This is a genomic window from Haloferax sp. S2CR25 (assembly GCF_031624535.1).
Lineage (GTDB): Archaea > Halobacteriota > Halobacteria > Halobacteriales > Haloferacaceae > Haloferax > Haloferax massiliensis.
In genome coordinates, this window is sequence record NZ_JAMQOO010000001.1 from 605560 (window position 1) to 629608 (window position 24049).

At 68.7% G+C, this 24049-nt stretch carries 25 protein-coding genes; 19 read left to right on the forward strand and 6 right to left on the reverse strand.

Annotated elements, in window-relative coordinates:
* Window positions 1–4: 4 nt before the first annotated feature.
* A complete protein-coding gene (locus tag NDI65_RS03190; RefSeq protein WP_089778470.1) occupies window positions 5–502 on the reverse strand; it encodes an NYN domain-containing protein in 498 nt (165 codons plus the stop codon).
* Between the two features lie 390 nt (window positions 503–892).
* Between NDI65_RS03190 and dapA the strand changes: the two genes are divergently transcribed.
* The 11 genes from dapA to psmA all read left to right on the forward strand — a co-directional run bounded on the left by dapA (window position 893) and on the right by psmA (window position 9960).
* On the forward strand, window positions 893–1810 hold the full coding sequence (dapA, locus tag NDI65_RS03195; RefSeq protein ID WP_310893398.1) for a 4-hydroxy-tetrahydrodipicolinate synthase: 918 nt from the start codon (window positions 893–895) through the stop codon (window positions 1808–1810).
* Window positions 1807–2613: a 4-hydroxy-tetrahydrodipicolinate reductase gene (gene dapB / locus NDI65_RS03200; protein ID WP_089778473.1), complete on the forward strand. Its 807-nt coding sequence runs from the start codon at window positions 1807–1809 to the stop codon at window positions 2611–2613. Before dapA ends, dapB begins: the two co-directional genes overlap by 4 nt.
* The gene (locus NDI65_RS03205; protein ID WP_004063933.1) at window positions 2610–3452 is read left to right on the forward strand and encodes a 2,3,4,5-tetrahydropyridine-2,6-dicarboxylate N-succinyltransferase; all 843 of its coding nucleotides are present in this window, start codon (window positions 2610–2612) and stop codon (window positions 3450–3452) included. The genes dapB and NDI65_RS03205 overlap by 4 nt, the downstream gene beginning before the upstream one ends.
* Window positions 3449–4696: a diaminopimelate decarboxylase gene (gene lysA, locus NDI65_RS03210; protein ID WP_089778477.1), complete on the forward strand. Its 1248-nt coding sequence runs from the start codon at window positions 3449–3451 to the stop codon at window positions 4694–4696. The genes NDI65_RS03205 and lysA overlap by 4 nt, the downstream gene beginning before the upstream one ends.
* A gap of 20 nt (window positions 4697–4716) precedes the next feature.
* On the forward strand, window positions 4717–5583 hold the full coding sequence (gene dapF, locus NDI65_RS03215; RefSeq protein WP_089778478.1) for a diaminopimelate epimerase: 867 nt from the start codon (window positions 4717–4719) through the stop codon (window positions 5581–5583).
* Entirely contained in the window at window positions 5580–6689 is a 1110-nt protein-coding gene (locus NDI65_RS03220) for a M20 family metallopeptidase (protein ID WP_310893399.1), read from the forward strand. Before dapF ends, NDI65_RS03220 begins: the two co-directional genes overlap by 4 nt.
* A 50-nt stretch (window positions 6690–6739) precedes the next feature.
* A complete protein-coding gene (locus tag NDI65_RS03225; RefSeq protein ID WP_089778482.1) occupies window positions 6740–7294 on the forward strand; it encodes a BGTF surface domain-containing protein in 555 nt (184 codons plus the stop codon).
* Window positions 7295–7402: 108 nt separating this feature from the next.
* Window positions 7403–8098 (forward strand): RNase P subunit p30 family protein, encoded by a 696-nt coding sequence (locus NDI65_RS03230; RefSeq protein ID WP_089778484.1) that lies wholly within the window; start codon window positions 7403–7405, stop codon window positions 8096–8098.
* Entirely contained in the window at window positions 8082–8705 is a 624-nt protein-coding gene (locus NDI65_RS03235) for a class I SAM-dependent methyltransferase (RefSeq protein WP_089778485.1), read from the forward strand. Before NDI65_RS03230 ends, NDI65_RS03235 begins: the two co-directional genes overlap by 17 nt.
* A 7-nt stretch (window positions 8706–8712) precedes the next feature.
* Window positions 8713–9192 carry an Rpp14/Pop5 family protein gene (locus NDI65_RS03240; RefSeq protein WP_089778487.1) on the forward strand — a complete coding sequence of 160 codons (480 nt, stop codon included), beginning with the start codon at window positions 8713–8715 and terminating at the stop codon, window positions 9190–9192.
* Between the two features lie 6 nt (window positions 9193–9198).
* Entirely contained in the window at window positions 9199–9960 is a 762-nt protein-coding gene (psmA, locus tag NDI65_RS03245; protein WP_089778489.1) for an archaeal proteasome endopeptidase complex subunit alpha, read from the forward strand.
* Between the two features lie 266 nt (window positions 9961–10226).
* On the opposite strand, the gene NDI65_RS03250 is transcribed toward psmA, so the two are convergent.
* The 5 genes from NDI65_RS03250 to purH form a co-directional block, all read right to left on the reverse strand.
* Window positions 10227–10580 carry a transcription factor gene (locus NDI65_RS03250; protein ID WP_058567171.1) on the reverse strand — a complete coding sequence of 118 codons (354 nt, stop codon included), beginning with the start codon at window positions 10578–10580 and terminating at the stop codon, window positions 10227–10229.
* Window positions 10581–10605: 25 nt separating this feature from the next.
* On the reverse strand, window positions 10606–11358 hold the full coding sequence (locus NDI65_RS03255; RefSeq protein ID WP_310893400.1) for an NRDE family protein: 753 nt from the start codon (window positions 11356–11358) through the stop codon (window positions 10606–10608).
* Window positions 11359–11424: 66 nt separating this feature from the next.
* On the reverse strand, window positions 11425–13932 hold the full coding sequence (gene folP, locus NDI65_RS03260) for a dihydropteroate synthase (RefSeq protein ID WP_089778493.1): 2508 nt from the start codon (window positions 13930–13932) through the stop codon (window positions 11425–11427).
* Window positions 13933–14064: 132 nt separating this feature from the next.
* Entirely contained in the window at window positions 14065–14490 is a 426-nt protein-coding gene (locus NDI65_RS03265) for a universal stress protein (protein ID WP_089778495.1), read from the reverse strand.
* Window positions 14491–14686: 196 nt separating this feature from the next.
* Window positions 14687–16264 carry a bifunctional phosphoribosylaminoimidazolecarboxamide formyltransferase/IMP cyclohydrolase gene (purH, locus tag NDI65_RS03270; RefSeq protein ID WP_089778497.1) on the reverse strand — a complete coding sequence of 526 codons (1578 nt, stop codon included), beginning with the start codon at window positions 16262–16264 and terminating at the stop codon, window positions 14687–14689.
* Window positions 16265–16453: 189 nt separating this feature from the next.
* Here purH and purB point away from each other — a divergent pair, with 189 nt between their 5' ends.
* The 8 genes from purB (at window position 16454) to NDI65_RS03310 (ending at window position 24010) form a co-directional block, all read left to right on the forward strand.
* On the forward strand, window positions 16454–17845 hold the full coding sequence (purB, locus tag NDI65_RS03275) for an adenylosuccinate lyase (protein WP_089778500.1): 1392 nt from the start codon (window positions 16454–16456) through the stop codon (window positions 17843–17845).
* A gap of 327 nt (window positions 17846–18172) precedes the next feature.
* Window positions 18173–19246, forward strand: a complete 1074-nt coding sequence (locus tag NDI65_RS03280; protein ID WP_089778501.1) for a glucose 1-dehydrogenase — start codon at window positions 18173–18175, stop codon at window positions 19244–19246.
* Window positions 19243–19875, forward strand: coding sequence for a transcriptional regulator GfcR (gene gfcR, locus NDI65_RS03285; RefSeq protein ID WP_042662191.1), 633 nt, complete (start codon window positions 19243–19245; stop codon window positions 19873–19875). The genes NDI65_RS03280 and gfcR overlap by 4 nt, the downstream gene beginning before the upstream one ends.
* 80 nt (window positions 19876–19955) lie before the next feature.
* A complete protein-coding gene (locus NDI65_RS03290) occupies window positions 19956–20300 on the forward strand; it encodes a glutaredoxin family protein (RefSeq protein ID WP_089778503.1) in 345 nt (114 codons plus the stop codon).
* 168 nt (window positions 20301–20468) lie between these two features.
* Window positions 20469–21035, forward strand: a complete 567-nt coding sequence (locus NDI65_RS03295; RefSeq protein WP_089778506.1) for a hypothetical protein — start codon at window positions 20469–20471, stop codon at window positions 21033–21035.
* 137 nt (window positions 21036–21172) lie between these two features.
* On the forward strand, window positions 21173–22150 hold the full coding sequence (locus NDI65_RS03300) for a phosphoadenosine phosphosulfate reductase family protein (RefSeq protein ID WP_089778509.1): 978 nt from the start codon (window positions 21173–21175) through the stop codon (window positions 22148–22150).
* A 122-nt stretch (window positions 22151–22272) separates the two neighbouring features.
* Window positions 22273–23226 carry a phosphoadenosine phosphosulfate reductase family protein gene (locus tag NDI65_RS03305; RefSeq protein ID WP_089778510.1) on the forward strand — a complete coding sequence of 318 codons (954 nt, stop codon included), beginning with the start codon at window positions 22273–22275 and terminating at the stop codon, window positions 23224–23226.
* Between the two features lie 73 nt (window positions 23227–23299).
* Window positions 23300–24010 carry a diphthine--ammonia ligase gene (locus tag NDI65_RS03310; RefSeq protein ID WP_089778512.1) on the forward strand — a complete coding sequence of 237 codons (711 nt, stop codon included), beginning with the start codon at window positions 23300–23302 and terminating at the stop codon, window positions 24008–24010.
* Window positions 24011–24049: the final 39 nt, after the last annotated feature.

The window sequence follows — 24049 nt, forward strand, 5'->3', positions numbered from 1 at the left end:
GCGACTACAGCAGGAACGTCTCTTTTCGCTCCGAGAGGTCGATGAACGTGTCCGCCGCCGCGACGAGTTCCTCGGCGGTGGACTCCCTGAACGCCATCACCTCGACGCGGACGCCCTCGTGGCGGAGGTGGGTACAGAGCCGCTCGAAGTCGCCGTCGCCCGAACAGAGGACGACCGTGTCCACGTGGTCGGCGAGGCTGACCGCGTCGAGCGCGATGCCGAGGTCCCAGTCGGCCTTCTTCGAGCCGTCGCCGAACGTCTTGATGTCCTTTATCTTCGTCTCGAAACCGATGTCGACGAGTGCATCGAAAAAACTCCCCTCGTCGGGCGAGTCCGCCCGGATGACGTAGGCGATGGCGCGGGTGAGCGCGCGGCCCGCCGTCCCCTTCTGGAGAAGCGACGAGTAGTCGATGTTCCGTGAGTACAGGCTCTGTGCCGTGTGGTAGAGGTTCTGCGCGTCGGCGAGGATGGCGACGCGTTGGTTGGGGTGAATCTCTGTCATTCGTACGACGGTTGGGTGGCGCGGGCTAATAACCATCCGGGGAAACGGGGGTGGCCCGGACGGGCGTCCACCTCGCCGACCGAGAACCGGACGGAAGGCGTCCCGAGACACCTCTCAGTCCGCCCACTCGCTCCGGCAGGACCTGCAGACGGCGCAAGTTATATTACGTTTCCGGCACCTGCATCCGGTGTGAACGACGCGACGCGGCTCTCGCAGGTCACCACACCCTCGACAGCGTCGCGTGCCGCTTTCTTTTCGAAAAAACGTGCGTACTGAATCGCTCGTTGCGGGAGTAGCGACCCCGTCTCGGGCGGCCTTCGGCTGACGCACGTTCCGGTCACACGACCGATATCAACGCTTCCACGACCGTCACCACACCATCCAACCACAATGACATCATTCGACTTCCGCGGCGTCTATCCCGCGATGACCACGCCGTTCCACGAGGACGGCAGTATCGACTTCGAACAGTTCCAAGCCGACGTGCAACGCCTCGAAGCGGCCGGCGTCGACGGCGTCGTCCCCGTCGGCTCGACCGGCGAGTCCGCGACGCTCTCCCACGACGAACACGTCGAGGTCGTCGAGGCGGCCGTCGAGGCCGTCGAGGACGTGCCCGTCATCGCCGGGTCCGGGTCGAACTCGACCCGCGAGGCGCTCGAACTCTCCCGGCGCTCGGCCGACGCCGGAGCCGACGCGCTGCTTCTCATCTCGCCGTACTACAACAAGCCCGAGCAGGCCGGCCTCGTCGAGCACTACCGGACCATCGCCGACGAAATCGACCTGCCGCAAATCGTCTACAACGTCCCCGGCCGCACCGGGAGCAACATCCTCCCCGAGACGGCCGCGACGCTCGCCGAGCACCCGAACATCACCGCCTACAAGGCCGCCAGCGGCGACCTCGGGCAGATTTCGGAGGTCGTCGAGCGGACCCGCGACGAGCAGTTCGCGGTGCTGTCGGGCGACGACGCGCTCACGCTCCCGATTCTCTCGGTCGGCGGCGTCGGGGCCATCTCGGTCACGGCGAACGTCGAACCCGCGCGCGTCGGCGCGATGGTCCACTCGGCCCTGCAGGGCGACTACGAGCGCGCCCGCGACATTCACCACGACCTCGCCCCGCTGAACCGCCACCTGTTCTCCGAGACGAACCCCATCCCGGTCAAGGAGGCCATGGAGATTCGGGGCTACGGCCCGGCGCGCCTGCGCCCGCCGCTCACCCGCCTCACCGAGGAGAACACCGAGGAACTGCGCCGCCTGCTGTCCGACCTCGAAGCGGAGCAGGCGATTCCGGACGGGGGTGCCGGCGAGTGACGGTCTCCATCGGCGTCACCGGCGCGACCGGCCGCATGGGCGGGGAAGTCCTCGCCGCGGCCGCCGACCGCGACGACCTCTCCGTCGCCTTCGCGGTCAGCCGCTCGCCCGGCGACGAGGTCGAGGGCGTCGCCGTCGAAGACGCGGCCGACTTCGCCGACCTGCTCGCCTCGAACCAGCCAGACGCCGTGGTTGACTTCACCGGCCCGGCGTCCTGCATCGAGTACGCGTCGGCCTGCGCGGCGGCGGGCGTCGCCTTCGTCACCGGCACGACCGGCCTGAGCGAGGGCGGCTTCGACGCGCTCCGCGAGGCCGCATCGGAAGTCCCGGTGCTGTACGCCTCGAACTTCTCGCGGGGCATCGCGGCGCTCCGCCGGGCCGTCCGCGAGGCGGTCCCGGCCCTCGACGGCTACGACATCGAACTCACGGAGACGCACCACAACGCCAAGCGCGACGCCCCGAGCGGGACGGCGCTGACCCTCCTCGACGACATCGACGAAGCACGTTCGTCGGTCCGTCAGACGCAGTCTGACGACATCGACGAAGTACGCGGCGACTCCGAGCGCGTCCACGGCCGCGAGGGCGAAGCGTCCCGGTCCGAGGGCGAGGTCGGCGTCCACGCTCGCCGGGCGGGGGATATTGCCGGTGAGCACGAGGTATTACTGGCTGGAAATCACGAGTCTCTTTCACTGACGCACCGCGCGGGGTCGCGGGGGGTCTTCGCCGCCGGCGCGCTCGACGCCGCGGCGTGGCTCGCCGACCGCGACGCCGGGTGGTACGACTTCACCGAGGTACTCGAATGAATCTGGAATCCGACGTACGAGACCTGTGGCAGCGATACGACGACGGCGACGTCGACGCCGAATCGGCGACCGTCGACGAGCTCGACACGCTCGACGCGTTCCTCGACGCCCTCGAAGCGGGCGAGGTGCGCGCCGCCGAGAAGACCGGCTCCGACGTGACCTCGTGGGAGGCAAACGAGTGGGTCAAGCGGGGCATCCTGCTCAACTTCGGCCTGCGCGAGACGCTCGCCCGCGAGTACGGCGACGTCCGCTATCACGACGTGCTCCCGCTGCGCGACACCGAGGACCTCGGCGACCGCGGCACGCGCAACACCCCCGACGGCACCGCCATCCGCCGCGGCGCGTACCTCGGCTCCGACTGCATCATGATGAGCCCCTCGTTCGTGAACGTCGGCGCGCACGTCGGCGACGGCACGCTCGTGGACTCCTGTGACACCGTCGGCTCCTGCGCGCAGATCGGCGCGAACGTCAAGCTCGGCGCGAACACGCTCATCGGCGGCGTGCTCGAACCCGTCGAGGACGCCCCGGTCGTCGTCGAAGACGGCGCGGCGCTCGGCGCGGGCTGTCGGGTCACCTCCGGCTTCGTCGTCGGCGAGAACTCCATCGTCGGAGAGAACACGCTTCTCACGCCCCGCATCCCCGTCTACGACCTCGTGGACGAGGAGATTTACTACGGCCACCTGCCCGCGAACCGCCGCGCGTTCACGCGGTTCGTGGAGTCGTCGCTCGGCGACCACGACCTGTTCGCCGGCGGCGCGTACAAGCCCGCGGTCGTCGCCCTCGACATCGAGGACGACACCCTCGACGCGACCCGTCGGGAGGAGGCGCTGCGCGAATGAGCGGCGGCGGGCCGGCCGTCCGGCGGCTTGCCGACTGGGACCGCGAGCGCCTGCTGTCGCTCGCCGACGAGTTCGGCTCGCCGCTGTACGTGACCGACCTCCGTCGCGTCCGCGAGAACTGCGTCCGACTCCGCGAGGCGTTCCCCGAGGCGCACGTCAGCTACGCCGTCAAGGCCCACGCCGGGCGAGCGGTGCTCGAAGCCGTCCGCGAGGCCGGCGTCGACGCCGAGTGCGCCTCCGCGGGCGAGGTCGAGCGCGCCCTCGACGCGGGCTTCCCCGGCGAGCGCGTCCGCTACACGGCGGTCAACCCGCCGGACGCCGACCTCGACCACGTCGTCTCGCGCTGGGAGTCGAACCCCGAGATGACCGTCACGGTCGGCGCGGCGGACACTATCGACCGCCTGCGCGAGCGCGGCTTCGACGGGCGGCTCTGCCTCCGGGCGAACCCCGGCGTCGGCGCGGGTCACCACGAGAAGGTCACGACCGGCGGGCACGCGAAGTTCGGCATCCCCATCGACCGCGTCCCCGACCTCGCCACCGACGTGCGCGAGGAGTTCGACCTCGTCGGCGTCCACGCCCACGCCGGAAGCGGCATCTCCGGCGACGACCTCTCGGCGCACCGCGAGTTGGTCCGCCGGATGGGCGACCTCGCCCGCGAGGTCGGCGACCTCGAATTCGTCGACGTCGGCGGCGGCTTCGGCGTCCCCTACCGCGAGGACGAACCGCCGCTCGACCTCGCCGCCGTCGCCGACGCGACCCGCGAGGCGCTCGGCGAAGTCGACGCGCGACTCGCAGTCGAACCCGGCCGCTACGTCGTCGCCGACGCGGGCGTCCTCCTCTCGGAAGTCAACACGGTGAAAGAGACCCCCGAGACGACCGTCGTCGGCATCGACGCTGGTATGACGACTCTGCTCCGACCGGCGATGTACGACGCGTACCACGCGATTTCCAATCTCTCTCGGCCCGACGCCGACCCGGTTTCGACCATCGTCGCGGGCCCCGTCTGCGAGACGAGCGACGTGTTCGCCGACGGCCGCGACCTCCCCGAACCCGAGCGCGGCGACTGTCTCGCGCTCGGCAACGCGGGGGCGTACGGCTACGAGATGGTAAGCACCTACAACTCTCGACCGCGCCCCCCGGAAGTCGTCCTCGACGCCGACGGTCCCCGAGTGGCCCGCCGGCGCGAGACCCTCGACGACGTCACCGCACTCGAACGAACCGCACCCGAGCACATCCCCAACTGACCAAGCACCCACACAGAACCATGAGCGTACTCAACACCGTTCCCTTCGAAAAGTTCCACGGTACTGGAAACGACTTCTTCGTCGTCGACGCAGACGACCCCGTCCCGGACCGCCCCGCCTTCGCGCGCACCCACTGCGACCGCGAGGCCGGAATCACCATGAGCGAAAGCGAGCGACGCGGCGCCGACGGCGTCCTGTTTCTCGCGCTCGAATCGCGTTACGACCCGCCGCGGGTCGTCATGACGCTCGTCCAACCCGACGGCTCGGTCGCCGCCATGTGCGGCAACGGCGCTCGCGTCGCGGCCGCGTGGGCCGCCGAGCGAACCGGCACGGACGAAGTCATGATAGACACGCCCGCCGGCACCCGCCGCGCGAACCTCGACGGCACCGACGTGACCGTCGAGATGGGCGCGCCCTCCTTTTCGCCCCGCGACGTGCCGCTTTCGGCCGACGACGAACTCGTCGAGACCGAGGTCGAGGGCCTGACGGTCACGGCCGTCAACACGGGCGTTCCCCACGCCGTCGCGTTCGTCGACGACGTGGACGACGTTGACCTCGAATCGGTCGCACCCGTGGTCCGCCACGCCCCGGTGTTCCCCGAGGGCGCGAACGTCACGCTCGCCTCCCCCGACGGCGAGGGCGGCTTCCGCCAGCGCACCTTCGAGCGCGGCGTCGAGGGCGAGACGCAGTCCTGCGGCACCGGCGCGGTCGCCGTCGTCGCGGCCGCGAAGCGACTCGGGCGCGTCTCCGGCGACGACCCCGTGACCGTCTCCCCGCCGGGCGGCGCGCTCTCCGTGACCGTCCCCGACGAGGGGTCGGCGCTCCTCGGCGGCCCCGCCGTCCACGAGGGCGACGGCGAAGCCGACATCGTCTTCCGCGAGCGATGAGCGGCGACGCCGACGGGTTCGACCCCGTCGCGTTCCTCGAACGGGCCGTCCCCGTCGCGTCGAACGACGACGTGAGCGAGATGCGCGACCTGCTGGTCGAGACGCTCGAAGCCGCAGGCGTCGACCCGACCGTGGACGACGCCGGCAACACCGTCGCCTCGAAGGGAGCGGCGGAGCCGGCGACGCACCTCGTCCTCAACACGCACATCGACACCGTCTCGCCGCACGTCCCGTACGAACGCGACGACGGCGTTATCCGTGGTCGCGGCTCCTGCGACGCGAAGGGACCGCTCGCGGCCCTGCTGTCGGCCTTTTTCGCCGCCGACCCCGGCCCCGACAGCCGAGTCACGCTGGCCATCACGCCCGACGAGGAACTCCTCTCGACGGGCGCGGCCGCCCTCGACCTCGACGGCGACATGTACATCGTCGGCGAGCCGACCGGCCTCGACGTGTGTACGGCCGCGAAGGGCCGGTTCGAGGGGACGGTATCCCTGTCGGGCGTCGCCGCGCACGCCGCGGAACCCCAGTCCGGGAGCAACGCCGTGGACGCGCTCGCGCCGGTGCTCGACGCTCTCCGGTCGTTCGACGACGGCCGCGAGGCCCACCCCGACCTCGGGCCGGCGACGCTGACGCCGACGATGGTCGACGGCGGCGCGAACTCGAATCAGGTGCCAGCCGACTGCCGACTCGTAGTCGACCGCCGGAGCGTCCCGCCGGAGACGGCAGACGGCTTCCGCGAAGAACTCCGGTCGACGCTCCGGGCCGCGGTGTCGGACGGCGTGTCCGACGACGTGGGCGTCGATTTCGCGCTCACGGAACGGCCGACGCCGTTCCTCGAAGCGTTCGCGACCGACCCCGACCACGAACTCGTGACGACGCTCGCCGCGGCCTCCCGAGACGCCGGCGGGCGGGCGGACGTCCGCCCTTTCACCGCCGCGACCGAGGCCTCCTACTTCTCTCCCGCGCCCGTCGTCGTCTTCGGCCCCGGCCACCTCGCCGACGACGAGGGTGCGGTCGCGCACGCCGACAGGGAGTACGTGCGCACCGACGACGTGCGGACCGCGGCCGCCGCGCTCCGAGCCGCGGTCGCCGCGCTCGTCGCCTAAGTGTTGATTAATCAAAACGTACTTGTTGCCCGGACGATACGTTCCGGACGATGCGCCCTCCCCACCTCATCGTCGCCCTCGTCGTCGTGGTCGCGCTGCCGTTGTCCGGCGTCGCCGCGGCCGACGGCACCGCCATCGACCACGCGGGCGACGAACTCACGCTCGACGCGGTCGACGGCGAGCACGTCCACGGGACGACCCCGTACGCGCCCGGGACGCTCATCGGCGTCCGCGTGAAGTCCGTCGGCGACACCCATCCGTTCCTCGTCTCGAAGGCCGTCCGCGTCGACGAAAACGGCAGCTTCGACGTGACGTTCGACCTCTCGGAACTGTCGCGGCTCCGCGGCGGTCCGGTCCAGGTCTCGGTTCGCCGCGACCAACAGACCATCTACGAGGAGAACGCCACGCTCGTGACGTACGACATGCCCGAGAGCTCGACGCTCACGCCCGACGTCGAAGACGCCGACGCGACGGCCGAAACGACGTCCTCGCCGGCCGCGACGACGGCCGATCCGTCGTCAGGAATCGACGTCCCCGGCTTCGGCGCGGGCGTCGGCGTCACCGCGATCCTCGTCGCGTCGCTCGTCGTCTCCCGCGGCATCTGAGCGTACGGTCCAGCGTTCGCCCGTTCGCTCGCCACGCCGCCACGCCGCCCCACCGCCACGCCGCCCCGGAACGCAACGCCCTTTTCCCACCCGTTCCTGAGTCGGCGTATGTACGAGGCGGTCTACGCACACCCCGACGGCGAGAGCACGGTCAGTCGCGTCGCCGTCGCCGCCGGGCGGTACGACTACGACGGCGTCGTCGTCCGCGCGCTCGACGCCCGCCCCGACTACGACCGCCTCCGCGAGGCGCTCGACGCGGATCTCGTCGACGCCGTCGAAATCGACGCCTCGAACCCGGAGCAGGCCAGCGGCGCGGTCGGCAACTACCGGCCACAGCGCGAACTGCTCGTCCTCCGCGGGGGGACGAACGCGCTCAACCGATTCGCCGTCGAACAGCCGCGGGTGGACGTGCTCTCCCGGCCGATGGCGGGCGAGGGCAACTTCAACCACGTCCTCGCCAAGGCCGCCCGCGACAACGGCGTCCGCGTCGAATTCGACTTCGGGCCGGTGCTCCGAAGCGACGGCGGAAGCCGCGTGCAGGCCATCTCGGCGCTCCGAAAACTCCGCGAACTCGTCGAGTACTACGACGCGCCCTACGTGGTCTCCGCGACCCCGTCGTCGCACCTCCAACTGCGGGCTCCCCGCGAGTTGGCCGCGGTGGGCGAGGTCGTCGGCTTCGACCGCGAGCAGGTGCTCGACGGCCTCCGCGAGTGGGGCCGCCTCGCGGCGCGCAACCGCGAGCGCACGTCCGAGTCGTTCATAGCCCCCGGCGTCAAACGGGGACGGTATGAAGAAGACGATTGAGGAACACGCCGCCCGCTTTTCACACATCGCCGCGGAGTACGACGACTCCCAAGACAGCGACGAGTACCGCGCGTGCGTCTCGCTCGTCGTCCACTACGCCGACCCCTCCCCCGAGGACGTGGTGCTCGACCTCGGAACCGGCACGGGCGCTATCGCCCTCGCGCTCGCCCCCGACGCGAAGCGCGTCGTCGGCCGCGACATCAGCGAGGGGATGCTCGAACAGGCCCGAACCAAAGCCGCCGAGGTCGGCATCGAGAACGTCGAGTTCGGCGAAGGTCGGTTCCGGGAACCGAACGCGGGGGACGAACAGGTGGACATCGTGGTCACGAACTTCGCCATGCACCACCTCTCGGACGAGGAGAAACGCGAGGCCATCGGCGTCATCGCCGACCTCGAACCGCGCCGGTTCGTCCTCGGCGACGTGATGTTCTTCGGGACGCCCGACCCCGACGAGCCGTTTTACTCGCCCGAGGTGGACGACCCCGCGACCGTCGGTTTCCTCGCCGACGCGCTCACCGACGCCGGGTTCGTCCTCACGGCCGTCGAATCGGTCCACGAGCAGGTGGGCGTCCTCGTCGCCGAGCGAGCGCCGACCGCCGACGAGTGAGCGACGGATGAAACACCTGCCCAAACACCTCCGGCCGCGGCGGCGCTACCTCGCCGTCGAAGTCGAGACGTGGCCCGACGCCGACCTCGCCCGCGGGCCGTTCCAGCGCGAACTCTGGTACGCCGCCCAGAACCTCTACGGCGACGCCGGGAGCGCCGACGCCGACCTGACCGTCCTCGGGTTCGAGTACGCCGACGGCGTCGCCGAGACCGTCGTCCGCGCCCGGCGCGGGCACGTCGAAGACGCCCGGGCAGCACTCGCCTGTATCGACGCCGTCGGCGGTGACCCGGTCGGGGTGAGAGTGCGAGGCGTCTCGGGGACAGTGCGTGCCTGTTCGGAAAGGTATTTACACGGCCGGGCCGGAATTTCCGAGGAGAGAACCGTCGTGTTCGAGAACGAATCCCGAACCGCCGTCGTCCGCGACTCACTCTTGGACGTCGGCGGTCCGGACGGGTTCACGGGCGCGACGCAACTCGATTTCGAGTGATATTCCATGCAGGGACAAGCGCAACAACAGGCGTACGACCGCGGGATTACGATCTTCTCGCCGGATGGTCGACTCTATCAGGTCGAATACGCTCGTGAGGCCGTCAAGCGCGGCACCGCGAGCATCGGCGTGCGAACGCCCGAGGGCGTCGTCCTCGCGGCGGACAAGCGCTCTCGCTCGCCACTGATGGAACCGACGAGCGTCGAGAAGATTCACAAGGCGGACGACCACATCGGCATCGCGAGCGCCGGCCACGTCGCCGACGCCCGCCAGCTCATCGACTTCGCCCGCCGCCAGTCGCAGGTCAACCGCCTCCGCTACGGCGAACCCATCGGCATCGAGACGCTGACCAAGGAAGTCACCGACCACATCCAGCAGTACACGCAGGTCGGCGGCGCGCGCCCGTTCGGCGTCGCGCTCCTCATCGGCGGCGTCGAAAACGGCACGCCCCGCCTCTACGAGACGGACCCCTCGGGGACCCCCTACGAGTGGAAGGCCGTCTCCATCGGGGCCGACCGCGGCGACCACCAGGAGCACCTCGAAGAGAACTTCCGCGACGACCTGACCCTCGACGAGGGCATCGAACTCGCGCTCGAAGCCATCGCCTCGACCAGCGACGAGGGCACCGCGCCCGACGGCGTCGACGTGGCGACCGTCTCCGCGGAGTCCGAGCGCTTCGTCGAACTGTCGAACGACGAAATCGAGAGCTACCTCGAAGCCAACGACCTGCTGGCGACCGAGGACGACGACGAGCAGTCCGAAGAGTAAGCCGCGTCCCGCGGTTCTCGGTTCTCGGTTCCCGTTCTCGCGCATTCCGCCGCGACTCTCACGCCGCGAGCGACCGCGTCGTCGCCCCGGATTCGACGGGCGAACGAGTCGCGTCGCTCACGGTCGGCGAGGAGTGCGACGACTCGCGGGAACGGGACACGGCTCGGGGGAACGCGACGAAGCCGAGACGAAACGGAAACACGGAAAAAACGGAAACAGAACCGGATAGCGGTCGTCTCTCTGGTTCTCAACCCGACCGCGGGGACTCAGTACTCCTCGTAGGCGAGGTTCATGAGCCACTGCGAGAAGGCGTTGCTGTTGGCGTTGATCTCCTCTTCGCCGATGAGCGGCGAGAGCATGTCGCCCGCCATCAGCATCGAGAAGTCGAGGTCGCGCGCGGCGGGTTCGAGGTAGTAGGTGGTGTGGCCGTTGTAGACGGTCTCGGTCCGCTTGATGAGACCGAGCGACTCCAGCACCTCGGCGATGCGGCTCCCCTTCCGGGAGGAGATGTCGAGTTCTTTCCAGAAGTCGCTCTGGTGGATGCCGCCCGACTCGCGGATGAGTTCCAGTCCCGCGTGCTCGTCGGAAGAAAGGTCTTGCTCGGCTTCGCTCGCGCTCATACCACCTACACGTCGTGCGAGCGGTTTAATCCTGACGTTCGACCGGTTCGAAGGCGGTCTGACACGGCGGGCCGTCGGCGAATTCGTACGCGAATCCCGCCTCGCCGAGCGTGATGACCGACGACGAGCGCGTGCCGAACCGACCCTCCGGGTCGTGGACGCAGACGCCGAAGTCGTGGTCGCCCAGCGCCGCCTTCGCCCGCTCTCGCCACGCCGTCACCGACTCGCTCGGCTCGGGCTGAAGCGCCTCCTCCAGTCGCCGGGCGTTGTCGGCCTGCGTCTCGCCCACCTCGGGCCGTCGCTCGGGGACGAACCACGAGTCGGGCGTGCCGACGTTGACGACGACGCGGACGCCGGGGTCGAAGTTCCGAACCGACAGACTGCCGTCCCACTCGAAGAACAGCGCGGCGTTCTCGTCGGCGACGACGAGATTGAAGCCGTCGTAGACGTGGTCGTCGACCGCGCGCTCGACGAACCGCGCCGCGTCCTCGGCGGTCTCGCGGCGGAGCGCGTCGCGGACGAGGTGACCGCGAGAGCGCTCGCCGCCGCCGTCGACCTCGACCCAGCGGTTGGTGATGCCGACGAAGACGCCCGCGTCGTTGTAACCGACCCACGTGCCGCCAGCCTCGGCATCTCGCGGAGCGACGACTGCGGGGCCGTCGCCGTTTTCCCACCGCCGGGGCGGTTCGGCGGGCCTGCCGAGGAGTTCGTCGCGGTTGGCGGCGACGACGACCGGCGCGGCTTCGAACACCTGCCACGCGAGGATGAGTGTGCACACGAGGTGGGGGTAGGCACTCGGCGCAGAAAAACATCGGTCTCACCCCGACGTCCGGCGCGTCGGGTCTCAGTCTTCGCGTTCCGCGCTGGCTTCGAACCGGCTCGGGTCCCGCGAGGCGAGCGCGACGTTCACGGCCGCGACGTTCTCCGGCACGTCGTGGACGCGGACGATGTCGGCCCCGCGGTCGGCGGCGATGGCCGTGCCCGCGACGGTCGCCGCGAGGTTGTCGCCCGGCCTCTCGCCGACGAGCGAGAACATCGACTTGTGGGAGTGGCCGACGAGAATCGGACAGCCGAGCGCGGCGAACTCGTCGGTGCGCCCGAGGAGTTCGAAGTTCTCGGCCTTCGACTTCCCGAAGCCGAGGCCGGGGTCGACGATGATGTTCCGCCGCGGGATGCCCGCCTTCTCGGCGAGCAACACCAGTTCGGTCAGTTCGTCGATGACGTCCTCGACCACGTCGTCGTAGTCCACCTCGCGGGTCGGGTCGACCGGCGCGTCGATGCTGTGCATCACGATGACCGGCGCGTCGCGGTCGGCCGCGAGGAAGCGCATCTCGGGGTCTTCGAGGCCGGTCACGTCGTTGAGGATGTCCGCGCCGGCGTCGAGGGCGGCCTCGCCGACGGCCGCCTTTCGGGTGTCCACGGAGACGAGCACGTCGAGGTCGGAAATAGCCTCGATGACCGGCGCGACGCGGCGAATCTCCTCGTCGACGGGGACTTCGTCCGCGCCGGGACGAGTGCTCTCGCCGCCCACGTCGATGATGTCCGCGCCGGCGTCGACCATCGCCCGCGCCTGTTCGACGGCGTCGTCGATGTCGTAGAACTCCCCGCCGTCGTGGAAGCTGTTCGGCGTCACGTTCAGGATGCCCATGACGGCCGTGCCGTCGTCCCACGGGTAGTCGCTGGCTTCGTCGTGGCCGGCGTCGCCAGCGTCGCCCTCGTCGGCGGCGGCGTCAGCCGAACCGAATTCGAGCGTCTCGCGAATCTCCGCTGCGACCCCCGCGAGGGCGTACGGCCTGTCTTCGAGGGCTGCCGTCAATCGCTCGAACTGGTCGAGCGTCCCCGTCAGGACCACGTCGACGAGTTCGCCGCCGAACTCGTGGCCCGAGACGGCGCAGTCGCCCCCGACCGACAGCAGTTCCTCGCGGAGCACCCGGGCCTGTCGGCGCTGGACGCGGGTGTGGACCGTTCGGTTGACCGCCCGCTTCGCGCGGTCGCGTCGCTCTGCGGCGTCGGCGACGTTCGCGCGTTCGAGGGTCCGGCGGGCGTCGTCGAGCGTCCGGTGGGCCTTCGGGACGACCGCCCGCGTCCACGTCGTGCGGGCCTCGGCGACGACGTACAGCGACCCGACGACGAGCACGCAGTCGTCGGGGTCGGCGCGGGCGCGCGCCAGGTCGAGCGCCGAGGCGACCGCGCCGCCGGTCTCGACGTCGGGGCCGTCGAGTCGCTCGAAGACGGACGACAGTATCTCGGGGTCTTCGCCCCGCGAGATGTCCGCCTTGCAGGTGACGACCGACGCGACCTCCGGGAGCGCCCCGACCATCTCGCCGTGGTCCTTGTCGTGCATCGCGCCGTAGACGAGGTGGAGGTCGTCGTAGTCGAACTCGTCGAGAACGGTGGCGACCTGCGCGCAGGCGTCGGGGTTGTGCGCGCCGTCGAGGACGACCGTCGGCTCCGTGCCCATGACCTCGAACCGACCCGGCCAGTGGGCGTTTCGGAGGCCGCGGTGAATCGCCTCCGCGCCGATGTCGGGGCGGACCTGCCGGGCGAGCGACACGGCGATACCGGCGTTTCGCGCCTGATACGCGCCCAAAAGCGGGATGCGAACGTCGAGCGTCTCGGCGTCGGTCTCGACGGTGACGGCGGCCTCCTGATGGTTGACGCGGCCGCCGTAGGTGGCGCGAACGTCGGCGTCTGAGTCGGCGTCGCCGACGGTCAGCACGTCGCCGGCCTCCTCGCGGATGACCGACAGCGCCTCGCCGGTCGCCCCGGTCACGAGCGGCGCGTCGGCGGGCGCGACGGCGGCTTTCGTCTTCGCGATTTCCGCAACCGTGTCGCCGAGGACGGCGGTGTGTTCGAGCGAGACGTTGGTGACGGCGCTGGCGACCGGGTCGACGGCGCTCGTCGCGTCGAGTTCGCCGCCCATGCCGACTTCGAGCACCGCCACGTCGACGCCCGCGCGGTCGAAGTACCACAGCGCGAGGGCGGTCACGGTCTCGAAGAAGGTCAGCGGCTCGCCGTCGGCGGCCCGCTCGACGAGGTACGGCTTGGCTTCGGCCACGAACGCCGACAGCGCGGACTTCGGAACCTTCCGGCCGTCGACGCGGATTCGCTCCCGCACGTCGTCGAAGTGCGGCGAGGTGTAGAGGCCGACGTGCGCGCCCGACTCGCGCAGCATCGCGTCGGCCATCCGGGCGGTGCTTCCTTTGCCGTTCGACCCCGCGACCTGCACGAACGACACGTCTTCGTGGGGGTTGCCGAGGTGAGAGAGCAACCGCCGAATCGACTCGGTCCCCGGCTTGACCTGAAACCGCCGGAGGTCGAAAAGGAAGTTCACCGCCTCGTGGTACTCCATACGCGTGAGAAACCGGACGGTGGGCTTAGGCCTAACGCTCGACGTCACTCCTGCGACACGACGCCGGCCTCCGGCGTGCTTCGACCGCGGCGGGTCGCGACGACGCGCCGCGGGCGCGCCGACGCGTCAAACTCAGTCGATGTGGACGACGAGCACGGGACGCTTGGCGTTCTCGATGACGCGCTCGGTGACGCTCCCGAGCGACGTGAGTTTGTCGCGGCCGGTCCGCCCGTGAGTCCCCATCACGACCACGTCGACGCCGTGTTCGTCGGCGTAGTCGAGGATGACGCGGTGGGGGACGCCGTCTCGAATCGCGGTCTTCGTCGGCGCTTTCCCCTCGCACTTCTCGGCGCATATCTCGACCGCCTCGACCGCGTCGTCGCGGAGCGACTGGATGACCGCGTCCTGTTGGTCGCCGCCGGCGGCGAGGTACACCCGCTGGTCGACGACCGACAGCACGTGAATCGTCGACTCCGCCCCGGCGAGTTCGAGCGCGTGCTCGATGGCCTGCATCGTCCCCTCGCTCCCGTCGGTCGGCACTAGGATGTGTTCGTACATACCTCTGTGTTCGCCTCGCCGACACTTGAAGGGACACCGTCGGTGTTAGGTCGTGGGAACGGGTCGTGAGGCGTCTATAAGTGAGTTGCAGACGCTCAGTCGTGGCGGAAGCACCGTGTCCGTCACTAATCGTGACGGAAACACCGAAGCACTCCCTCCGGTCGTGCTTCGAGCTTTAGGCTCTCTTTCGCTTCGCTCAGTCGTGCCTAAAGCACCGCTGACCGGTGAAGACCATCGCAATCCCGCGCTCGTCGCAGGCCTCGATGACCTCCTCGTCGTTCACCGAGCCGCCGGGCTGGATGACCGCCTCGATGCCCGCGTCGGCCGCCTTCTCCACGCCGTCCGGGAACGGGAAGAACGCGTCGGAGGCCATGACGGCTCCCTGCGCGTTCTTGCCCTCGGCGTGTTCCTCGGCCTTCATCGCCGCGAGTTCGACCGCGTCGACGCGGGAGACCTGCCCCATGCCGACGCCGACCGTCTCGGTGCCCTTGGCGAAGAGGATGCCGTTGGACTTCACGTGCTTCAGGACCTTCCACGCGAACAGCATCGTCTCCAACTGCTCGTCGGTCGGCTCCGTCTCGGTGACGACTTCGAGGTCGTCGAGCGTCGGCGTCCAGAGGTCGCGCTCCTGAACGAGTCGGCCGCCGACGAGCGCCTTCTCGGTGTAGGTCTCGGTCCGGTCGCCGAGTTCGCCAACATCGAGGACGCGCAGATTTTTCTTCTCCGTCAACACGTCGAGCGCGTCGTCGGTGTAGCCGGGCGCGACGACGACTTCCTTGAACGAGTCGATGATGAGTTCCGCCGTCTCGGTGTCGCACTCGCGGTTGAGCGCGACGATGCCGCCGAAGGCGCTCATCGGGTCCGTGGCGAGGGCGTCGGCGTAGGCCTCCGCGAGGGTGTCGGCGGTGGCGCAGCCGGCGGGGTTCGTGTGCTTGATGACCGCCGCGGCGGGCTCGTCGAACTCCTTGATGATGTTCAGCGCGCCGTCAGCGTCGTTGTAGTTGTTGTACGAAAGCCCCTTCGCGCCCTCGTTGAGCTGGGGCGCGCCGACGACCGACGCCTCGTCGCACGTCTCGTCCACGTAGACGGCGGCGTCCTGATGGGGGTTCTCGCCGTAGCGGAGTTCGTCGTAGCGGTCCTCCGAGGTGACGCGGCGCTCGGGGAGGCCGGCGTCCACGTCGCCCTCGACGGTGACCGAATCGTCTTCGACCGTCACGCGGTCCTCGGCGAACCAGCGGACCGCGCGGGGGTAGGCCTTGAACTCGGCGTCGTAGAGGACGCGCGATTTGAGGTCGCCCGCGTCGTCGTCGGTGTACACCGGGACGGCTTCCTGCGTGACGATGGGGCCGGCGTCGACCTCCTCGCTGACGACATGGACCGTACAGCCGGTGGTCTTGACGCCGGCGTCGAGGACCTGCTCGTGGGCGTCCATGCCGGGGAACGCGGGGAGCAGCGACGGGTGGACGTTGAGCGTCGTCGGCGCGGCGTCGAGGAACGTCGAGGTGAGCACGCGCATGTAGCCGTCGAGGCAGACGAGGTCGAAGTCGTAGTCCGCGAGGGCGTCGAGGATGCGCTCCTCGTGGGACTCGCGGGACTCGTCGTCGCCGCGTTCGACGACCTCGCTGGGGATGCCGTGTTCGTCCGCCCAGTCGACGACGGGCGCGTCGGCGCTGTTCGAGACGACGACGCCGAGTTCCGCCCCGCCGGGGGCGCGGTCGGCGATGTTGCGAAGGTTTCGTCCGCGGTTGCTCGCGAGACCGGCGATGGTGTCCATGTGAGGATGGCGACTCGCGGCCCTCAAAGTGGTTGCGGTCCGCGTCGCCGACATATACTCAATTGTGTATATATAGAACCGACCGGGGCCGGAGATGGGCGTTGAGTACGCATACTCGTGCGTAATTCCCGGCATCGCGGCGGCGACGAACCCCCGGCGTTTAACGTCCCCCATCGTGACGACTCAGACATGACCGACGCCGACCGGCACGACCCGCTGTACGCGGTGTCCCCGCTCGACGGGCGATACGCCTCTCGAACCGCACCTCTCGCGCCGCACGTGAGCGAGGCCGCGCTCATGCGCGCCCGCGTGGAAGTCGAAGTAGAGTACCTCCTCGCGCTCGCCGACCTCGACGCGACGCCGCTTTCGTTCTCCGAGGCCGAGCGCGCCGACCTCCGGGCGCTCTACGAGGAGTTCGACGCCGACGACGCCGACCTCGTGAAGCGGCTCGAAGTCGAGGGCGCGGCGGGATTCTCGGCGACGAACCACGACGTGAAGGCCGTCGAGTACTTCATCCGCACCGAGACCGACGAGTCGGTCCACCCGTGGATTCACTTCGGGCTCACCTCCGAGGACGTGAACAACCTCGCCCAGCGCCTCATGGTGAAAGGCGCGGTCGAGGAGGTGCTCGTACCCGAACTCCGCGACACGCGGGACGAACTCGTCTCGCTCGCGCGGGAGTTCCGCGGCGTTCCCATGCTCGCGCGCACCCACGGTCAGCCCGCGACGCCGACGACGTTCGGCAAGGAGATGGCCGTCTACGCCGCCCGCCTCGGCCGGACGCTCGCCCGCGTCGAGGCCGCGACCGACGACCTCGCCGGCAAGCTCGCGGGCGCGTCGGGCGTCTACGCCGCCCACGTCGCCGCCTACCCCGACGTGGACTGGCGGGCGTTCTCCCGGGAGTTCGTCGGGTCGCTCGGCCTCGACCACACCGCGCTCGCCACGCAGGTCAACCCCTGCGACGACCTCGCGGCGCTGTTCGACGCCGTCCGCGGCGTCAACAACGTCCTCGTCGACCTCGACCGCGACGCGTGGCTGTACGTCTCCGACCGCTATCTGGGACAGGAGGCCGTCGAGGGCGAAACCGGCTCGTCGACGATGCCGCACAAGGTCAACCCCATCGACTTCGAGAACTCCGAGGGCAACCTCTCGAAGGCCAACGCCGACCTGACGTTCCTCGCCGACTACGTGACGACCTCGCGCCTCCAGCGGGACCTCTCCGACTCCACGGTCAAGCGAAACATCGGCGCGGCGTTCGCCCACTGCCTCATCGGCTACAAGAAGACCCAGACCGGCCTCGGCAAGGTCGTCCCGAACGAGCAGGTCATGCGCGACGAACTCGACGACACGCCGGCCATCATCGGCGAGGCCGTCCAGACGATTCTCCGCCGCGAGGGCGACACGCAGGCCTACGAGCGGGTGAAGGAGCTCACCCGCGGCCGCGAGGTGACGCTCGACGACTTCCACGACCTGTTTGCGGACCTCGACGTGGACGAGGAGACCCGCGAGGAACTGCTCGCGCTCACGCCCGCGACGTACGTCGGCCTCGCGGACGAACTCGTCGACGACATCGACAACTGAGGGGTCGGCCGGGCCGCCGGGGCGTCCTTCCGCCGAATCCCGCCGAATCGACACGCGCTCTTTTCCGAGTCGGACGAACGCGTCGCTGAGCCGAGCGAACGTCAGGAGAAAACCAAAACCGCCGCAGAGGCCGACAGGCACGGGGTATCGGCCTCAGCACGGTTCGGGCACGGGTTCGGCGAGCGCCGGCACGGATGGGCTGGACAGGCTGGGCCGCGCGGTGCGGTTCGTCATGGGCTGGTGTGACGACGCTGGGCGCTCACCGTGGATGAATTATTTACTCATCATAGAATAAGTCTTTTGGTGGGGTGGTACGTTGGTGGGTGTATGAAAGCAATCGCCGTCGAGCGCGGGGAAGACAAACCGGTCGTCATCGAGAAGCCGCGACCGGAACCCGACGCCGGGGAGGCGCTCGTCCGGACGCTTCGGGTCGGCGTGGACGGGACGGACCACGAGGTCATCGCCGGCGGCCACGGCGGGTTCCCCGAGGGCGAAGACCACCTCGTGCTCGGCCACGAGGCGGTCGGCGTCGTCGTCGACCCGAACGACACCGAACTGGAGGAAGGCGACGTCGTCGTGCCGACGGTCCGCCGCCCGCCGGCCTCGGGGACAAACGAGTACTTCGAGAAAGACCAACCCGACATGGCCCCCGACGGGATGTACGCCGAACGCGGCATCGTCGGCGCGCACGGCTTCATGTCCGAGTACTTCACCAGCCCCTCGAACTACCTCGTTCGCATCCCGCGCTCGCAGGCCGACCTCGGCTTCCTCATCGAACCCATCTCCATCACCGAGAAGGCGCGCGAGCACGCCTACGCGAGTCGGTCCGCGTTCGACTGGAACCCCTCGTCGGCGCTCGTCCTCGGCAACGGGAGCCTCGGGCTCCTGACGCTCGCCATGCTGAAGGCCGACGACAAGGGCTACGAGAGCCTCTACTGCCTCGGTCGGCGCGACCGTCCCGACCCGACTATCGACATCATGGAGAGACTCGGCGCGACGTACGTCGACTCCCGCGAGACCCCGGTCGAGGAGATTCCGAGCGCACACGAGGGCATGGACTTCATCTACGAGGCGACCGGCTTCCCCAAACACGCCATCCAGTCGGTGCAGGCGCTCGCGCCCAACGGCGTGGCCGCGCTCCTCGGCGTCCCGAGCGACTGGGAGTTCGAGGTCGACGCCGGGGCGTTCCACCGCGAGATGGTGCTCCACAACAAGGCGCTCGTCGGCAGCGTCAACTCCCACGTCAAGCACTTCGAGGCCGCGACCGTGACGTTCACCAAGCTCCCGCGGTGGTTCCTCCGCGATTTGGTCACCGGCGTCTACCCGCTTTCGGAGTTCGAAGCAGCATTCGAAGACGACGACACCACTATAAAAACCGCCATCGAATTCGGTACTGTATGAAGAACGTCGACGACCTCATCGCCAGCGCGGCTGAGCTCGCGGACCGCGGCCTCTCGAAAGGCGAGATTGCCGACGAGTTGAACGTCTCCCGCGAGACCGCCAGCTGGCTTGTCGAACGAAGCGGTGCGGCGACCGAACCCGAACCAAAGGCGGAACCCGAAGGCCCCGACGACATCCACGTCGACTGGAACGCCATCGGGAGCGGCGGCAAGCGCCTCACCTACGTCGGGCGCGCGCTCGCCGACCTGCTCATGGAGACGAACGGCGAGGCCGACGTGACCGTCGGCATCGAGAAGGCGGGCGTCCCCCTCGCTACCTCCGTCTCGCGCGAACTCGAAACGACGCTCGGCGCGTACTCGCCCGCGAAACACCAGTGGGACGAAGGCGACCTCGAAGACCTCGGCGGCGGCTTCTCCCGGAACTTCTCGCCCGTCGAGGGCCGCAAGTGCTTCATCGTCGACGACACGGTGACGAGCGGCACGACGCTCCGCGAGACCATCGACGCCATCCGCTCCGAGGGCGGCGAACCGCTCGCGTGCGTGGTCATCGTCGACAAGCAGGGCGTCGAAGAGATAGACGGCGTCCCCGTCCACTCGCTCATCAACGTCGTCCGCGTCGGCGAGCAGTAAGTCGGGGGCTCGGTCGGTACGGGCGGTACCCGTTTGACCGCGACGCAACTCCTTTGTCCGCCCGGCCGTTATCTGGGTGCATGACGTTCCAACCGGAGAGCTTGGACCCGGAGGAAGTACAGACCCGCGTCGACGAGGCGGTCGGGAACAACCACGTCGTTCTGTTCATGAAGGGCAACCGCCTGATGCCGCAGTGCGGCTACTCGGCGAAGGCGGTCGACCTCATCTCCCAGTACGTCGACGAGTTCGAGACCGTCGACGTACTGCCCGCGCTCCCGCACTACCGCGAGGCGCTCAAGGAGAAAAGCGACTGGGAGACCATCCCCCAGACGTTCGTCGACGGCGAGTTCGTCGGCGGCAGCGACATCCTCGAAGAACTCGACGAGCGCGGCGACCTCGAAGCGACCCTGACCGGCGCGAACTAACCGCCCGAAGCGACCCCGACAGACCGCCGGACTGCGGCCCGACGCCGGCCTCTTATCTCTCGCCTACCGCGAAGGGGAGGCCATATAAGCCTCGAACTCGTACACGAACACAGGTATCGCCATCCGGGTGCGCCCGCACCGTGGCTCTCGTCGATACCGAAGCCAACAATGTCAGGCCGCGTATATCGACTCCATTCGACGTTGGAACTGCCACTCGAAGACGTGATGGACTACTTCGAAAACGACCCAGAACTCCCACCTGAGGTCGAGAACGTAGACATCACCCGCCGAAACAACACACTCATCATCAAAGCCGTCTCCGCCGACGACAACCTCAGCAAGTACACGCCGACGGCTCAGTTGAAAGCGAGCGTGACGGAAAACCGCGTCTACGAAGAAGAGCCGCCCCGCGCCGGCGCGCCCAACTGGGGAGATGAAGAAGAAGAGGAGATTCCCTCCGAACTCGTCGAGTTCGCCTGCTTCAAAGGCGACCTCGAAACCGTGCTCCAGAACACGGCGCTCCAGTACCCGATGTTCCTCGTGCTCCGCGAGATTGCGATGCTCTCGGAGAAGGGGACGCTGACCGCCATCACCGAGGAGGGCGACGAACTGCAGGCGACGCGCATCGTCGAGGGCGAGGTGCGTGCCGCCTCAGTCGAAGTCGTCGAGAACCCGCAGCAGAACGGCTCCTCGGACAGCGGAATCAACTGGCGCGACAACAAGTTCATCTCCTAAACGCGTCGTATCTTCCCATCCCGTCACCGCCGACCCACGTGAGCCAGCGGCCCAAATCGTGTTCGGTGGTATCGCGCCCCACACGACTTCTCGGGCAAAAAGCATTTACACGTCCTAATTAGATGTAATTACACACCATGTCGGAAGCCGAAGCCTTCCCGGACTACCTCGACGTCGACTACACCGACGGTGAGGGAGAGACGCCGGAGGACTACCCGAGTATCGAGGACAAAATCGAGAAGGCCATCGAGGTCACGAAGCGGGGGCTCGAACAGTACGAGAACCCCGCCGTGATGTGGACCGGTGGCAAGGACTCGACGCTCACGCTCTACTTCATCAAGGAGGTCGCAGAGCGCTACGACCTCGAAGTCCCGCCGGCGGTCTTCATCGACCACTACCAGCACTTCGACGAGATCATGGACTTCGTCGAGCACTGGGCCGACGAGTGGGACCTCGACGTCATCTGGGCGCGTAACGAGGACGTCGGCGCGTACGTCGACGAGAACGGTCTGGAACCCGGCGACGACATCCCCGTGTCCGAACTCTCCGAGCACAACCAGCACCACGTCCGTGAAATCCTCGAATACGAGGAGGACACGTTCCCCTTCCTGCTCGACACCTACGTCGGCAACCACCTGCTGAAGACCGTCGCGCTCAACGACACCCTCGAAGAACACGACATCGACGGCGTCATCTCCGGCGTCCGCTGGGACGAACAGGAGGCCCGCGCCGACGAGACGTTCTTCAGCCCCCGTCACGACCCCGACATCTACCCCCCGCACGACCGCATTCAACCCATCCTCCAGTTCGAAGAGAGCGCCGTCTGGGACGCCTTCTGGTACTTCGCGGTCCCCGACACCGTCGAGAACTACCCCGAGGACGGCTACGTCCCGACGAGCGACACCGACCTCCCCGAGGGCGTCACGCAGGAGGACGTGCCCGTCTCGCCGAAGTACTTCGCCGGCTTCCGGAGTCTCGGCAGCGAGGTCTCGACCGACAAGTCCGCCGAGGAACCGGCGTGGCTGCAGGACATGGAGAACACGACCGAGCGCGCGGGCCGCGCCCAGGACAAAGAGGACCTGATGGAGCGCCTGCGCGACCTCGGCTACATGTGACGACGGCCGACGCCTGACGCGAACGCCGCGTCGCGGCCACTTTTTCGCGGCCCCGCTTCGAGAGCGACTGCGACCGTCCCACAGCGGAAACAGCGATATTCTCTGCGAGCGATTCCTGTTGTATGGTTCACACGTTCCCCGACTACCTCGACGTCGACTACGACGACGGCCGCGAGGAGACCGCCGCGGACTACCCGACGCTGGCGGACAAACTCGAAAAGGCGGCCGCGGTGACCGCGACCGCCCTCGAACAGTACGAGTGCCCGGCCGTCATGTGGACCGGCGGGAAGGACTCCACGCTCGTCCTCTACGTCGTCCGCGAGGTCGCCGCCGACATGGGCGTCCCCGTGCCGCCCGTCGTCTTCATCGACCACTTCGAGCACTTCGACGAGACCGAGGCGTTCGTCCGCGAGTGGGCCGACCGCTGGGGCCTCGACCTCGTCGTCGCCCGCAACGAGGAGTTCGCGCGCCTCGGCGCGTCGCCCGGCGACGAGATTCCCCTCTCGGCCCTCGGCGACGACACCCGCCGCGAACTCGCCCGCCTCGGCTACGAGGGCGAGACCGTCGTCCTCGACGCCGACTCCTTCGAGGGCAACCACCTGTTGAAGACCGTCGCGCTCAACGACGCCATCGAGAACCGCGGCTTCGACGGCGTCTTCTCCGGCGTCCGCTGGGACGAACAGGAGTCTCGCGCCGACGAGACGTTCTTCAGCCCCCGTCACGACTCCGAGAAGTACCCGCCGCACGACCGCGTCCACTCGATCCTCCAGTTCGAGGAGGCCGACGTGTGGGCGGCGTTCTGGAACTACATCGTCCCCGACTCGGTCGAGGGTTATCCCGCGGGCCACGTCCCCGAGACGTCCGACGACCTCCCCGACGGCGTCGAACCCGGTGACCTCCCCGTCTCGCCGAAGTACTTCGAGGGCTACCGCTCGCTCGGCACCGAGTCCGGCTCCGCGAAGTCCGACGACCGCCCCGCGTGGGTGCAGGACCTCGGCGCGAGCGCGGAACGCGAGGGGCGCGCGCAGGACAAGGAGGACCTGATGGGTCGGCTCCGGGATTTGGGCTACATGTGATGCGAGCCGCGCGAAACGCGCCCGCGACGCCCACACCGTAGCGCCTATCTCCCCCAACGCGCTATCGCCTCTAATGACAGCCGAGTGGGTCAGTCTCTTTTCCGGCGGAAAGGACTCCTCGTGGGCGCTCTATCGCGCGCTCGAAGAGGGGTTGAACGTCACCCGCCTCCTGACCGTCCACCCCAGCGACGACTCGTATATGTACCACGTCCCGGCGACCGACCTCGCCGCGCTCGCCGCCGAGAGCACCGGCATCGAACTCGTGGAGGTCCACCCCGGCGACCTCGAAGCGACCGACGCCGACGACTCCGGCGCGCAGGGCGACGCCGAGCTCGAACCGCTCGAAGCGGCGCTGTCGGAACTCCAGTCCGACATCGACCTCGCGGGCGTCACCGCCGGGGCCATCGAAAGCGAGTTCCAGACCGACCGGATTCAGGCGATGTGCGACCGCCTCGGAATCGACCTGTTCGCCCCGCTGTGGCAGGAAGACCCCCGCGAACTCGGCGACGCCATGCTCTCGGCGGGCTTCGAAATCACGATCATTCAGGTCGCGGCCCACGGCCTCGACGAGTCGTGGCTCGGCCGGACGCTCGACGCCGACGCGCTCGACGAACTGGAGGCGCTCAACGAGCGGTACGGCGTCCACATCCTCGGCGAGGGCGGCGAGTTCGAGACGCTCGTCACCGACGGTCCGCACATGGACCGACCCATCGAACTGGAGTACGAGACGGAGTGGGAGGGGACCCACGGCCGGCTCCGCATCACCGACGCGTACCTCGGCTGAGAAACAAGAACCCGCGTCCGCGGCTCGAACCGCGGGTCG

Bases quoted from the DNA above. Each gene is read 5' to 3' on its own strand.
- NDI65_RS03190 (WP_089778470.1), bottom strand. From the start codon at position 502: ATGACAGAGATTCACCCCAACCAACGCGTCGCCATCCTCGCCGACGCG.
- dapA (WP_310893398.1), top strand. From the start codon at position 893: ATGACATCATTCGACTTCCGCGGCGTCTATCCCGCGATGACCACGCCG.
- NDI65_RS03205 (WP_004063933.1), top strand. From the start codon at position 2,610: ATGAATCTGGAATCCGACGTACGAGACCTGTGGCAGCGATACGACGAC.
- lysA (WP_089778477.1), top strand. From the start codon at position 3,449: ATGAGCGGCGGCGGGCCGGCCGTCCGGCGGCTTGCCGACTGGGACCGC.
- dapF (WP_089778478.1), top strand. From the start codon at position 4,717: ATGAGCGTACTCAACACCGTTCCCTTCGAAAAGTTCCACGGTACTGGA.
- NDI65_RS03220 (WP_310893399.1), top strand. From the start codon at position 5,580: ATGAGCGGCGACGCCGACGGGTTCGACCCCGTCGCGTTCCTCGAACGG.
- NDI65_RS03225 (WP_089778482.1), top strand. From the start codon at position 6,740: ATGCGCCCTCCCCACCTCATCGTCGCCCTCGTCGTCGTGGTCGCGCTG.
- NDI65_RS03230 (WP_089778484.1), top strand. From the start codon at position 7,403: ATGTACGAGGCGGTCTACGCACACCCCGACGGCGAGAGCACGGTCAGT.
- NDI65_RS03235 (WP_089778485.1), top strand. From the start codon at position 8,082: ATGAAGAAGACGATTGAGGAACACGCCGCCCGCTTTTCACACATCGCC.
- NDI65_RS03240 (WP_089778487.1), top strand. From the start codon at position 8,713: ATGAAACACCTGCCCAAACACCTCCGGCCGCGGCGGCGCTACCTCGCC.
- psmA (WP_089778489.1), top strand. From the start codon at position 9,199: ATGCAGGGACAAGCGCAACAACAGGCGTACGACCGCGGGATTACGATC.
- NDI65_RS03250 (WP_058567171.1), bottom strand. From the start codon at position 10,580: ATGAGCGCGAGCGAAGCCGAGCAAGACCTTTCTTCCGACGAGCACGCG.
- folP (WP_089778493.1), bottom strand. From the start codon at position 13,932: ATGGAGTACCACGAGGCGGTGAACTTCCTTTTCGACCTCCGGCGGTTT.
- NDI65_RS03265 (WP_089778495.1), bottom strand. From the start codon at position 14,490: ATGTACGAACACATCCTAGTGCCGACCGACGGGAGCGAGGGGACGATG.
- purH (WP_089778497.1), bottom strand. From the start codon at position 16,264: ATGGACACCATCGCCGGTCTCGCGAGCAACCGCGGACGAAACCTTCGC.
- purB (WP_089778500.1), top strand. From the start codon at position 16,454: ATGACCGACGCCGACCGGCACGACCCGCTGTACGCGGTGTCCCCGCTC.
- NDI65_RS03280 (WP_089778501.1), top strand. From the start codon at position 18,173: ATGAAAGCAATCGCCGTCGAGCGCGGGGAAGACAAACCGGTCGTCATC.
- gfcR (WP_042662191.1), top strand. From the start codon at position 19,243: ATGAAGAACGTCGACGACCTCATCGCCAGCGCGGCTGAGCTCGCGGAC.
- NDI65_RS03290 (WP_089778503.1), top strand. From the start codon at position 19,956: ATGACGTTCCAACCGGAGAGCTTGGACCCGGAGGAAGTACAGACCCGC.
- NDI65_RS03295 (WP_089778506.1), top strand. From the start codon at position 20,469: ATGTCAGGCCGCGTATATCGACTCCATTCGACGTTGGAACTGCCACTC.
- NDI65_RS03300 (WP_089778509.1), top strand. From the start codon at position 21,173: ATGTCGGAAGCCGAAGCCTTCCCGGACTACCTCGACGTCGACTACACC.
- NDI65_RS03305 (WP_089778510.1), top strand. From the start codon at position 22,273: ATGGTTCACACGTTCCCCGACTACCTCGACGTCGACTACGACGACGGC.
- NDI65_RS03310 (WP_089778512.1), top strand. From the start codon at position 23,300: ATGACAGCCGAGTGGGTCAGTCTCTTTTCCGGCGGAAAGGACTCCTCG.